A 12,026-nucleotide genomic window follows, 5' to 3' on the forward strand; every position below is an offset into this window, starting at 1 on the left:
CGGTCCGAGACCGACTCCGGCGCCCCCGCAACCGCCCGCCGTCCGGCGGCAACCGCCCTGCCACGTACTCAGCACAGAGGAGACTGATGTCCCGTCAGCGATTCCCGTACCTGCTGGCCGCCTGCCTGCTGGCCCCCGCTCTCGCCTTCCCCGTCCCGGCCCTCGCCGTCGCCTTGCACGACCACCAGGGTGGCCCGTCCGGAGAGGAGCCGCAGCGCGCCCTCGACCTGCCCGCCGTCACCCCCGAGCAGGTCCGGGCCGAGGTCAGCCCCGAGGAGGTGAAGGCCCTCGGGCAGGAACACGCCGATGAGCACGCCCGGACCCGGCTCGGCCTGCGCGCGGCCGGGGAGTACCCGCAGTCCACCCGCACCGCCCGGCTCAAGGCGCTCACCGACTCCCAGACACAGCTCAACTCCGCCCTGGACCCGGCGACCGTCGGCGCGTTCAAGGAGTACTTCCCCTCCCCGGACTTCGCCGCCCACATCGCCATGCTGCCCACCGGCAAGGTACTGCTCTTCTCCTTCGAACGGATCGAGACCAACCCGCAGAAGGAGCCCGCCCCGACCGACGTGATCGGCGCCGAGAACGCCGGCCGCGCCTTCCTCTGGGACCCGCACAAGGGCACCGGCCCGGAGGCGTTCAAGAAGGTCTCCCCGCCCACCGTCGTGATGCCCGACGGGCTCAACCAGCCCAGGCCCGCACCCTTCTTCTGCTCCGGCCACTCCTTCCTGCCCAACGGCATGCTCGGCGTCTACGGCGGCAACCTGGGCGGCAACGGTGGCAGCGGCGCCAAGCTTGCCCTGCTCTTCGACCCCTGGTCGGAAACCTGGACGCAGAACCAGGACATGGCCACCGGCCGCTGGTACCCCTCGGTGGTCACCGGGCCGGACGGACGGCAGCTCATCATGTCCGGGCAGTCCGAGCTCGGCTGGGGCACCCCGACCCCGATCGTCGAGCGGTTCCCGGCGCTGAACCGGCCGGTACCGTTCGCCAAGACCGACCGCCCCGCCAACCAGCCGCTGGGCCGCTTCAAGGCCGACGCCCCCTTCACCAGGGACTACCCGCAGCTCTTCGCCCTGCGGGACGGCCAGATCTACGCCTTCGGACGCCAGCCTGCCGAGCAGTGGGTCTTCGACCCCGTCGCCGAGACCCGTGCCGACCTGCCGCCCCGCCCGGACGGCGCCACCCGCAGCTACGGCTCGGCGGTTCCCCTGCCCGGCGGCTGGGAGGGCCCGGACTCGGCGCTGATCCTCGGCGGCGACCGGGACAACCCCCACACCTACAAGTTCGCCGGCGGCAAGTGGACCACGGAGCAGCCGCGCGCCATCGGCCGCACCCAGGACGACACCCTGGTCCTGCCCGACGGCACCCTGTTCACCGTCAACGGCGCCTACGACATCCGCGACTACGGCAACGGCCCGTACAACCCCAACGCCGACCTCAAGTACCGCCGCACCGAGCTGCGTGACGCCCAGGGCAGCTGGCACCCCGGGCCGGTCCAGCGGCTGCCCCGCGGCTACCACTCCAACGCCGTGGTGATGCCGGACGGCCGCGTCCTGGTCACCGGCGACGAACTCCAGCAACTCGCCAACAACCCCGACATTACCAGCGACATGAACGGCACCATCGAGATCTACGAGCCCGCCTACCTGCACCAGGGGCCCAGGCCGGCCCTCGACCAGGTGCCGCAGCGACCGCTGCCGTACGACTCCAGGTTCACCGTCACCACCTCCACCCCCGACCAGGTCCGGCGGGCCGTGCTGCTCTCCCCCACCACCGCCACCCACTCCGTCAACACCAGCCAGCGCCACCTCGAACTGCGGATCAAGGCCAGGGAGGGGAACACCCTCACCCTGCAGGCCCCGCCCGGCGCGGCGGCCGCGATCCCGGGCTGGTACATGCTCTTCCTCCTCGACGCCAGCGGGGTCCCCAGCACCGCCCAGTGGGTCCAACTCGGCCCAGCCGCCCCCAACGACGGGACCGTCCTGCACTGACAGGGCACCGGGTGCGCCACCGGCTCTCTCTTCCCCCCACCCCGCCCACGCCTGGAGGTTCGGCCCACCAGTGAACCCGCCCACTCCCGCGCTGCGCCGCCGCACCCTCCTGGCCGGAGCGGCGGCAGCCGTCGCCGCTCCGGCCCTCGGTGCCCCGGCGGCGGCCCTCGCTCCACAGGCGCTCCCACTGCGCACGGACGACCGCATCCAGGGCGACATCCTCGCCGACTTCGACTGCCGGCAGCGCCACCTGCTCCTGCTGACCTTCGGCCGGCGCGACGCCGCCCTCGCCTGGCTCGACCGTCTTCTCCCCCAGCTGGCGACCACCCGGCAGGTCACGTCCAGTTCCCCGGGCGACTCCGCGAACGCGATGAGCCTGCTGTGGACCGGACTCTCCCTCACCCACCCCGGCCTCGCCCTACTGGCCGACCGCGAGCCGCTGCCCGCCGCCCCCGCCGACAGCTGCGCCACCGCCTTCCGCCAGGGCGCGGCGGCCCGCGCCGCGCTGCTCGGCGACACCGGCCCGGCCGCACCCGAGCACTGGCGGTTCGGCGGCCCGGCCCAACCGCCCGTGCACGCCGTGCTCACCCTCGCCGCCGACCACCCCGGCCGACTCGCCGCAGCCGTGGACGAGCAGCGGGCAACCGCCGCCCGCGCGGGCATCACGGTCAGCGGCGAACAGGCGGCGGCCGCCCTCCCCGGCGCACACGCCGGCACCGAGCACTTCGGCTTCCGCGACGGGATCAGCCAGCCCGCCGTGGCCGGCTTCGACCCGCCCGACCCGGAGCGCCCCGACCGGCGGCCACTGCCGGCCGGCGAGTTCGTCGTCGGCCACGGGCGAGCACGCGACCGACCGGCCGGGCTGCCCGCCTGGGCCCGGGACGGTGCCTTCCTGGTGGTCCGCCGCCTTGCCCAGGACGTGCCCGGCTGGCAAGCCCAGCTCGACGCCCAACTCGCCGCGCTGCACAAGGCCGGCGCGGTCCCGCCCGGCGCAGACCGCAGCTGGCTCGGCGCCCGACTGATCGGCCGCTGGCCCTCCGGTGCCCCGCTCACCGCCTCACCCGACGCCGACCCGGGCCCCGGCGCAGCATCGACCGAACCGATCAGCTTCGCCGACGACCCCGACGGGATCATCACTCCGCTCTGGTCCCACCTGCGCAAGACCAACCCGCGCGACGGCCTGGTCCTGTGCCCGGGCACCCGCCCGCTGCCGGCCGACCAGCTCGACGGTCACCGAATGCTCCGCCGCGGCCTGCCCTACGGGCCCCGCTACGAGCCGGCGTCCGCCGCAGCCGAGCGCGGCATGCTCTTCCTCAGCTACCAGGCCGACCTGGTCGACCAGTTCGAGTTCGTGCAGCGCGCCTGGACCGGGACCCCCGACTTCCCACCCGGCCGCACCCCCCGCCCCGGCACCGACCCACTGCTCGGACCGGCCGCCGACCTCGCCTTCGAGCCCCCTCCCCCGACCCCCGGCGGCACACCCCGCCCGCACCGCCTCTACTTCACTCCCTTCGTCCGCACCGAGGGCGCGCTCTACGCCTTCACCCCGTCCCTCCCCACCCTGCGCGCTCTCGCCACCGGCACCCTGGACCGCACCCCGATCGAACCGTGAGGGCCGCGATCGCCCCACCCTCCGGGCCAGGGCGGTATCCGCCCGCTAAACGCAACAAGCAGCCCGGCCCGGACACGACACGGTCCCGGGCCGGGTCCGTACAGCTCAATGACGGACGCGGTCGGTTCGGGCCTGCGCCCCCGTTTCATGCGGGCCAAGCAGGTCAGGTCGTGGTTGAGTTCCGCGAACACGCCCACGTCGCGCCAGGCCGCGTAGCAGGCGTGGCGCGACGTGGTTGGGGAGGTCGTGCGGGAGGTTCTGCCAGGGGATTCCGGTGCGGTTGATGTGTAGAGGATCGCGTTGAAGACGTCGCGCAGTTCGACCTGGGCGGGTCTGCCGGTGGGCCCGCGGTCGAGTCGGGCTTCCTCCAGGCCGTGAGCCCCGGCTCGATCAGCGCCCGTCGGGCGCCGGACAGGTCGCTGGGGTGCGGCTTCCGCCGGCTGACGCCACAGCGTCGGCAGGGATCGGGCGGAGGATCCCGTTCCGCAGCCTGTGGGGCGTTTCTGTGCCTTCGTCAAAGCAGACGGACTTCAGGGCACGGATGTGGGCGAGACGGACAGTCGACTCTCCGGCCCTGGGGGCGGCGTCGCTCATCTACCGGGCATGACGTCGCCAAGAGGACATCCACATAGGCCACTTACCGGATCAGCAATGCCAAAACGCCCCCTGAAGCCGCCTGCACGGAGAATGAGGAACCCCAGCCGATGTGCGGCTGGGGTTCCTCGGTGCGGTGAGTGTCGGTCAGCAGGTGGGGCTGCCCACACCGTGGACAACTCGTCCACGCGTCGGCGGACCGCCTCACATCGCGATCACCGTGGATCAGGCGGGTCAGCGCTGCAGGGTGAGCAGACCCGGCCGGTAGGGCAGGCTGAGGTAGTCGGTGCCCGCCGGTATGTTTTTGGGGAGACCCTGGTAGAGGAACTGCAGGTTGCAGGGATCGATGGTCTTGGTCTGGTCGGGGTTGTTGCGGACCAGGTCACCGTGGCTGACACCCTGGGCCCAGGTGGAACCGCTGTTGGCCTGGCCCGCGAAGGGGCTGCTCTCGCTGCCGGCCTGGACGGTCCACGGACCGTTCAGGCTGGAGGCTGTGAACGAGCGGAAGTAGCGGTTCGCACCCTGCGCCTCAACGATCATGAGGTACTGGTTCTGGCCCTGGACCTTGTAGACCTCCGGCGCCTCGAACAGGAGCTCCGTGGTGTCGCTCATGACCGTCGTGTACGAGGTGCCGAAGTTGCCGGGGAAGTTCCCGATCGGCATGCTCGCCCGGTAGATCCTGCCGTTGTCAGCAGCGAAGAACAAGTACATGTTCTGGTCGTCGGCGATCATGGTCGGGTCGATCGGGGCGTCCTTCTGGCCCTGGGCGTTCACGGGGAGGCTGCCGGTGAACAGCGGCTGCGAGGCGGACCAGCCGTTGGGGTTGGTGGGGTCGCTGGACGTGCGGTAGTAGAGCGGCCACTGACTCCACTGGGACACCATCACCCAGACGTTCTTGGGTGCGAAGTAGAACACCTCGGGCGCCACCGCGGGATCGGTCATCCGGGTCTGGGTAGCCGTCGCCATGTCCGACCAGTTCGTGAAGGGACTGAAGCCCGTTGAGCCCCACGACGTTCCGTTGGAGGTGGTCCCGTAGACCAGGTGCTTGCCGTTGTACGTGGTGGTGCTGAAGTCCTTCAGCGCCACCTGCCCGTTCGCCGGCTCCGCCAGCGGGCCGCTCGAGGTCCAGCGGTAGGTCGACGGAAGAACGCACGCACCGGTTCCGGCGTCGGCGACGGCGACGAGCTGCCACTGCTGGTTGCTGCCGCCCCAGTCGGCGTACTGGACGATCTTGCCGCCGTCGGCGGTGGAGGCGCCCTGGACCTCAAGTGCCTTGCTGCTGTGGCGGTTCAGCAGGCGGACGTAGCCGTCGGCGGAGTCGGCGAGGCGGAACTGCTGGTTGGTCGCGTTGAGGTCGCTCCACTGGAGGACGTCGGTACCGTCGGCCGAGGACCAGTTGTAGTCGTCCAGGACCTTGCCGGAGTTCCGGTTCTGCAGGCGGTAGTAGCCGCTGCCGGAGTCCAGGAAGCGCCACTGCTGGGCTTCGTTGTTGCTCCGGGTCCACTGGACGACGGGCGAACCGTCGGCGGTGGCGAAGTTGTAGTCGTCGAGGGCCTTGCCGCTGTTGCGGTTGACCAGCACGTACCACTTGCCGGTGTCGACCGAGGCAGCCGAGGCGGACGACGGGTTCACCATCGCCAGGAAGCCGACCACGAAGACCATCGAGAGCAGGGCGGCCATCCGCGGCCGCCATCCGCGCCGCGTCGAGGTTCGTGGTGCTGTACCGAGAGCGTTCATCTGCACCCTCCTGGGGGCGACTTGGGCAGGGGTCGGTCCTTGTCGGTACGTGCAGATCGGGCACGGCACGTCCGAGGCGGCGGCAGGACGTGACCCCTGAGGGGGTGGGGGCGCCGGGTCTCCGACAGATTGTTAGCGCTAACAACTTGAAAGTCGAACATCCGGCGTGTCGTAGGAGAAAACCACGGGACACGAGAGGCCGTCAAGTACTGTCACGCAACCTGTTCGTTACTGAGGCGTCATCAGAATCTCATCCTGTCAAAGCTGTTGACCAGAGGGATGTGAGCGCTCACTCTCTTCGATGCGGACGGCAGTTGGCCTGATCCTGTCGGTGATCTTGGTAGTCGCGGTCAGGCACCGAGGGTTCGTCAGGACCGCGACCGGAGGAGCCCTTGCTCCTCAGGGAAGGGGCTGTACGGTCATCGACCCTGTCCCGTCCTCGGTGAGAATGCTCTGTGGTGGTCACTGAGGATGCGGGGTCGGAGCAGGGGAATCCGGCTCAGCCGTACAGCTGTCTCGTGATCTTCCCTGGTTCGCGTGTTGACGCCCTCGGTGCGGCCGCTGTGGCGCGGGGTGGTGAGTCCGGCGTCGACCGCGGCCCGATCGAGTTCGAGTCCGGCCCTGAAGGAGCGCCGGTGGGGCAGGGCGACCGAGCGAGCTGACGCGATCCAGGCGGTGAGCTTGGCGTCGTTGCCCTGCGTCGGCGTCAGCACGGAATCGCCCCGCAGCTCACCGACGCCGAGCTGTCGTCCGGGCGATGGCCGCCGTGCCGAGTTCGCCGGTGCGCAGACGGCGGGGGCGGGCCGGGTGCCATCGCTATGCCTGGCGGCGGCATCCGGCGAGGAGGGTGGCGACCATGTGCTTGGCGTCGGCCCGGTCGTAGTCGGGACCGGTGATGCAGAGGTTTCCGATGGCGCGCATGAGCGTGTAGGCGGTGATGCCGAGGCTGATTTCGTCGGCGGCGGCGCAGGCGTCGAGCAGTGTCGCGCAGGCCGGGACCAGGGTGTCGAGCATCAGGGCGTGGAGGTTCTCCAGCCCCGGATCGCCGGACCCCAGGGCGGCACCGAGTCCGTGCTTGGTCACCAGGAACTCGACGAACGCGTCCGCCCAGCGGGTCAAGGCGCTGAACGGGGAGTCCGCTTCCGCCAGCAGCTGGGGCGCGAGTGCGGTGCAGGTGTCGATCTGGTGCCGGTAGACGGCGGTGACGAGGTCCGCCCGGGTCGGGAAGTTCCGGTAGATCGTGCCGACGCCGACGCCGGCGCGTTCGGCGATGTCGCGGATGGGGGCCTGGACGCCCTGGTCCACGAAGACCGCCGCTGCGGCCGCCAGTACGCCGCTGCGCGTGCGCTGTGCCTGTACTTGGCGTACTCCGACCGGTTCCGGCACGGGATCCTCCTTTGCTCGCGGAACAATGTTCCGCTACCTTGGCGGAACGCTGCTCCGCCAAAGTATGGCAGAGCCATCCCCTGGAGAAAGCGCAGGTCCCCCATGCCTTCCCACCACCTCGACCAGCGGATCGTCTCGGTCAAGCCCATCACCGTTCCCGCGCCCGGCCGCAGCGTCGACCTGCCGGTGAAGGTCACCGCCCCGCTCTCGGGCCAGAACCTGCCCGTCATCGTGTTCTCCCACGGCAACGCCTGGTCGATGGACGGATACGAGCCCCTCGTCGACCGGTGGGCCGCAGCCGGATTCGTCGTGGTACAGCCCACCCACCTGGACTCCCGCCGCAACGGCATCGGCTGGGACGACCCGCGCTTCGCCACCATCTGGCGCGTCCGGATCGCCGACCTCCACGCGGTCCTCGACGGCCTCGGCGACATCCTTCGCCAGGCCGGTGGCCTGGAGACCCGCGTCGACCGCGAGCGCATCGCGATCGTCGGCCACTCCTGGGGCGCCCAGACCGCCGGCGCGATCCTCGGCGCGCGCGTGCTCGACGCCGACGGCACTCCCGGAGCGGACTTCTCCCACTCCGCGGTCTCGGCCGGCGCGCTGATCGCCGCGACCGGGACCGGCGACACCCTCACCCCGTTCGCCGCCGAGCACCTTCCGTTCATGCGGCCGGACTACTCCACCATGACAACCCCGGCCCTGGTCATCGCAGGTGGCAAGGACCGGTCGCAGCTCTCGACCCGAGGGCCGGAGTGGTTCACCGACGCCTACCACCTCAGCCCGTCCCCGAAGAGCCTGCTCGCCATCCCCGAGGGCGAGCACACCCTGGGCGGCATCGCCGGCGAGAGGGCCGCCGAGACCACCGACGAGGACCCCGCCCGCGTCGCCCTCGTCGCCGACGCGGTCTCCGCCTACCTCCTCGACGCCTTCGGGCTCAACGGCACCGCGTGGACCGCCCTCGACAATGCCGCCGTGGCCGGCGACGGCATGTGGAGCATCTCCAGCAAGTGAACCCGGCCGGACCGCACTGTCGACCGGATCGGGGGCGGGCGAGCGGGCCCCGGTCCACACCGACCGCGACCGCCTGCGCCGACGCGGAATCCGCCGCACGTTTCCGAAGCAGCCCGACCTGATCCCCTACCGTGGGCGGCGCAGTGGGCGTGCATGAGGAAACGCAGGATGTTCCGGTTGGCGTCGGCTGCGGGCTCAGTGGTCAGGGCCGGGTTCGGGTCGGTCTCGATGAGGTGCGGCAGGTCCCGGGAGAGGGCCGCCTGCACTTCTGGGGGGGGTGAGGGACCCACCAGAGGGGCAGCAAGATGATCTTGAGGCCCTGGGCGCTCGGCCCTTGCATTGCAGCGGGACCCGCGCACTGTTCTGCCGGCGGCAGAACACCGGCCGGACCGGGCTCGACGATCACTACAGTCCGGTCCCATGACGACGATCACGACGCGCACGGTCGAGTATCCGGCGGACGGTTTGACGATGATCGGGCACCTCGCGCTCCCGGCCGGCATCGACCGCCGATCTGCGGTGCTGCTCGGGCCGGAGGGCATGGGGCTCAGCGACGTCGAGCGCCGTCGGGCCGACGCTCTCGCCGAACTGGGCTACGTCGCGCTGGCCTTCGACCTTCACGGCGGGCGCTATCTGGGCAACCCCGAGGAGATGCTGGCCCGTTGCCTGCCACTGCTCGCTGATCCCGACCGGATGCGGGGCATCGGCCATGCGGCGCTCGACGTGTTGCGCACCGAATCGCGGGCCGACCCCGACCGGATCGCCGCCATCGGCTACGGCACCGGAGGCGCCGTCGGGCTGGAACTCGGGCGCGACGGCGCCAACCTGCGCGCGATCGGGACGGTCAACGCACTTACCACGGGCCGGCCGGGCGAGGCGGCGCGCATCCGCTGCCCGGTGTGGGCCGGCGTCGGGTCGGAAGACCCGATCATGCCGCCCGCACAACGGAACGCGTTCACCGCCGAGATGCAGGCCGCAGGCGTCGACTGGCGCCTCACGGTCTACGGCGGCGCCTTGCACGCCTTCCACCACCCGCCGGTCGACCACCCCACGGTCCCCGGCGTCGGCTACCATCCACAGCACGCACGGCGAGCCTGGCGCGACGTCGTCGACCTGCTCACCGAGTGCCTGCCCGTGACGGAGGACCCCTCCGACGAACCCCAAGACCCGTCCGGCCGCTAGGGCCTGTCGTCGAACTCCCGCCTGCCCCACGACGCCTGGCACGCACTCTCGCCGCACCGGACGAAAGCCCGAGTACGACCCAGTACGCGTGCTCCCGCCCGGCACGCCGGGAGCACGCACCAGACGCCGAAGGACCGCCCTCCGGGCGACGACGGGAGTTCGACGACAGCCCCTAGGTCGAACGACCGTCGCTCCGGGCGGAATCGGCGGGGTCAGACCGGAGTGGTGAGATCGGCGGCGCCGAAGCCGACCGAGAAGCGCTTGCACCAGATCACGGCGCTGCGGACGCGGGTGAGGTCGATGCCGGCCGGAACGGCGTAGTTCTGGTTGCCCAAGTTGCCCTTCAGGCTTCCGAGTTCGACGGCGTCGGAGCCGAGACTGTCGAGCTTCGACTCGGCGGCCGGGCGGGTGGAGAGGTAGACCCGGACATCCGGGCCCTCGGAGGTGGCCAGGTTCTCCAGGCGTAGCACCGTGCTGCCGTCGGCGAGCCGGATCAGGCGGGCGTCACCGGTGGTGGCGTGCTCGCCCGAGACGAAGCCGCCGCGCCTCAGGTCAGCCGGCCCCCGGTCCGGGAGCGGCGTGGAACTCGGGCCCGCAGTGGGGGGCGCTGCGGGCGCGGAGATCGCGACCGTCGGCAGGGCGTCGTCGACGGCGGTATCGGTGAAGGCCTTCCACGGCTCGAAGACGTAGAGCCCCGCCCCGGCGGTCAGCAGGAACGCCAGGGCGGCAACGGCCAGAACCGGACGGGTAATTCGGCGACGCATCGGATCTCCGGACAACAGTGGATGGGTGATCAGGCATCGACTACAACACTCCGCAGGTGGCAGGCACCACCCTCGCGGGAGTTACGAAACTCTGACGAACACCCGGACGCCTGCGGCGTCGGTCTCCCCCGGGCCGGTGCCCAGCGCCTCGCGCAGCTGGCGCAGGTTCTTCACACAGCGCGCGCTGCCACTGCGGGTCCCGCCACTCCTCGGCGGTGACCTCGCTCCACAGCGGCAAGCGCCGCCACTCCGGCTCGATCAGCTCTGTGCGCCGGTACTCGTAGAGCACGGTTCCGGTCCCGGCGTAGGTCGTCGTCGTCACGCCCATCAGCCTCGACGGCTCGAACATCGGTGCTACATCGCTCCACCATCACCGGACCATCGGTCGTGCCCGGCCGATCCGAGCCGGTCACCGGCCGGGGACGAACTGGACGACCAGGTCGATGAGTTCGATGCCGAGGAAGGGCAGTACCAGCCCGCCGAGACCGTGGTGCCGCAGGTTGCGGCCCAGATGATCGCCGACGTGATCGCGGACTGCGGGCTTTGCAGGCCCATCACGTTGAGCCGGTCCAGGCCCAGGTAGGCGGCCGGGAACATCGCCGGGATGATCGCGAAGCACTTGGCGACGTCGTCGGCGATCGAGAAGGTGGTCAACGCCCCACGGGTGATCAGCAGTTGCTTGCCGATCTCGACGATCTCGATCAGCTTGGCGGGGTTGGAGTCCAGGTCCACCATGATGCCGGCCCCCTTCGCGGCGGAGGTGCCGGTGTTCATCGCCACGCCGACGTCCGCCTGCGCGAGGGCGGGGCGTCGTTGGTGCCGTCGCCGGTCATCGCGACCTGATTCCCGCCCGCCTACTCCGCCTTGATCAGCGCCATCTTGTCCTCGGGGGTAGCCTCGGCGAGGAAGTCGTCCACGCCCGCCTCCTCCGCGATCGCCCGGGCGGTCAGCGGGCTGCCACCGGTGACCATGACGGTGCGGATGCTCATCCGGCGCAGCTCCCCGAACCGCTGCCGGATGCCGTCCTTGACGATGTCCTTGAGCCGGATGACCCCCAACACCCGCGCGCCGTACCGCTCGGAGGTCAGAGCGGCGGGGCTCCGAAGGCCGTGGAGATGGGTTCGGCGTCGGGATCGCTCTCCGGCAGAATGGCCGCCCCCGCTGCCGGCACGTGTCAGGATCCTCGGATGGAGATCCGTCGTGTCACTCAGGTCGAGGCGGTCAACGCCGCTGGACATCTCTTCGACACCGCCCCAGGGCAGGAGGCAACTCAACGGTTCCTGACGGACGAGCGCCATCACCTCCTGATCGCCTATGTGGACGACGTCCCGGCGGGGATGGTCACCGGTGTCGAGATGACCCATCCGGACAAGGGAACCGAGATGTTCCTGTACGAGCTGGGCGTGGACGAGTCGTTCCGTGGGCGTGGCGTCGGCCGGGCTCTGGTGTCGGCGCTTGCCGACCTGTCACGTGAACGGGGCTGCTACGGCGTGTGGACGATCACGGACGAGGAGAATGCGGCGGCAGTGGCGACGTACCGCCGTGCCGGCGGCGTCCCGGAAACGGGACAGGTGGTACTCACCTGGACATTCGATCAGCCGTAGACCGACGCAACGGATCCCCTCCGCCGTGGTGACCGAGCACTCTGATCACGACGCTGCTCTGACGGTCGGGCAGGTGCATCAGGTCCACCGCTGTCTCGGCATCGCTCACGCCTCCATGATCCTGCGCGTTGTGCCGACG

At 70.7% G+C, this 12,026-nt stretch carries 8 protein-coding genes and 2 pseudogenes; 5 read left to right on the forward strand and 5 right to left on the reverse strand.

The window, feature by feature from the left end; genetic code table 11:
• The first annotated feature begins 86 nt into the window (after positions 1-86).
• On the forward strand, positions 87-1,994 hold the full coding sequence (locus tag ACIRPK_RS07615) for a galactose oxidase-like domain-containing protein (protein WP_403034424.1): 1,908 nt from the start codon (positions 87-89) through the stop codon (positions 1,992-1,994).
• 70 nt (positions 1,995-2,064) lie between these two features.
• Positions 2,065-3,606 carry a Dyp-type peroxidase gene (locus ACIRPK_RS07620; RefSeq protein ID WP_403034427.1) on the forward strand — a complete coding sequence of 514 codons (1,542 nt, stop codon included), beginning with the start codon at positions 2,065-2,067 and terminating at the stop codon, positions 3,604-3,606.
• A gap of 104 nt (positions 3,607-3,710) precedes the next feature.
• On the opposite strand, the pseudogene ACIRPK_RS07625 reads toward ACIRPK_RS07620, so the two are convergent.
• From ACIRPK_RS07625 to ACIRPK_RS07635, 3 genes and pseudogenes are all read right to left on the reverse strand, one after another.
• A pseudogene (locus ACIRPK_RS07625) lies at positions 3,711-4,021 on the reverse strand (transposase); the annotation flags it as partial.
• Between the two features lie 413 nt (positions 4,022-4,434).
• Positions 4,435-5,880, reverse strand: a complete 1,446-nt coding sequence (locus tag ACIRPK_RS07630) for a non-reducing end alpha-L-arabinofuranosidase family hydrolase (protein WP_403034430.1) — start codon at positions 5,878-5,880, stop codon at positions 4,435-4,437.
• A gap of 873 nt (positions 5,881-6,753) precedes the next feature.
• A complete protein-coding gene (locus tag ACIRPK_RS07635; protein ID WP_403034433.1) occupies positions 6,754-7,323 on the reverse strand; it encodes a TetR/AcrR family transcriptional regulator in 570 nt (189 codons plus the stop codon).
• Positions 7,324-7,425: 102 nt separating this feature from the next.
• On the opposite strand from ACIRPK_RS07635, the gene ACIRPK_RS07640 reads away from it, so the two are divergent.
• Together ACIRPK_RS07640 and ACIRPK_RS07645 are read left to right on the forward strand one after the other, a co-directional pair.
• Positions 7,426-8,337: an alpha/beta hydrolase family protein gene (locus ACIRPK_RS07640; protein WP_403034436.1), complete on the forward strand. Its 912-nt coding sequence runs from the start codon at positions 7,426-7,428 to the stop codon at positions 8,335-8,337.
• A 420-nt stretch (positions 8,338-8,757) separates the two neighbouring features.
• Positions 8,758-9,519, forward strand: a complete 762-nt coding sequence (locus ACIRPK_RS07645; protein ID WP_403034438.1) for a dienelactone hydrolase family protein — start codon at positions 8,758-8,760, stop codon at positions 9,517-9,519.
• 212 nt (positions 9,520-9,731) lie between these two features.
• Here ACIRPK_RS07645 and ACIRPK_RS07650 read toward each other — a convergent pair whose 3' ends face one another.
• On the reverse strand, positions 9,732-10,283 hold the full coding sequence (locus ACIRPK_RS07650) for a DM13 domain-containing protein (RefSeq protein WP_403034440.1): 552 nt from the start codon (positions 10,281-10,283) through the stop codon (positions 9,732-9,734).
• A gap of 409 nt (positions 10,284-10,692) precedes the next feature.
• Positions 10,693-11,353 (reverse strand): annotated as a pseudogene (locus tag ACIRPK_RS07655) (HAD-IC family P-type ATPase); the annotation flags it as partial.
• A gap of 117 nt (positions 11,354-11,470) precedes the next feature.
• On the opposite strand from ACIRPK_RS07655, the gene ACIRPK_RS07660 reads away from it, so the two are divergent.
• Positions 11,471-11,887 (forward strand): GNAT family N-acetyltransferase, encoded by a 417-nt coding sequence (locus ACIRPK_RS07660; RefSeq protein WP_403034443.1) that lies wholly within the window; start codon positions 11,471-11,473, stop codon positions 11,885-11,887.
• The last annotated feature ends 139 nt before the right edge of the window (positions 11,888-12,026 follow it).

The organism is Kitasatospora sp. NPDC101801 (genome assembly GCF_044766665.1).
GTDB lineage: Bacteria > Actinomycetota > Actinomycetes > Streptomycetales > Streptomycetaceae > Kitasatospora.

What these genes read in the sequence shown, in the direction of transcription:
- ACIRPK_RS07615 (WP_403034424.1), top strand. Translation starts at nt 87, where the DNA reads ATGTCCCGTCAGCGATTCCCGTACCTGCTGGCCGCCTGCCTGCTGGCC.
- ACIRPK_RS07630 (WP_403034430.1), bottom strand. Translation starts at nt 5,880, where the DNA reads ATGGCCGCCCTGCTCTCGATGGTCTTCGTGGTCGGCTTCCTGGCGATG.
- ACIRPK_RS07640 (WP_403034436.1), top strand. Translation starts at nt 7,426, where the DNA reads ATGCCTTCCCACCACCTCGACCAGCGGATCGTCTCGGTCAAGCCCATC.
- ACIRPK_RS07645 (WP_403034438.1), top strand. Translation starts at nt 8,758, where the DNA reads ATGACGACGATCACGACGCGCACGGTCGAGTATCCGGCGGACGGTTTG.
- ACIRPK_RS07650 (WP_403034440.1), bottom strand. Translation starts at nt 10,283, where the DNA reads ATGCGTCGCCGAATTACCCGTCCGGTTCTGGCCGTTGCCGCCCTGGCG.
- ACIRPK_RS07660 (WP_403034443.1), top strand. Translation starts at nt 11,471, where the DNA reads ATGGAGATCCGTCGTGTCACTCAGGTCGAGGCGGTCAACGCCGCTGGA.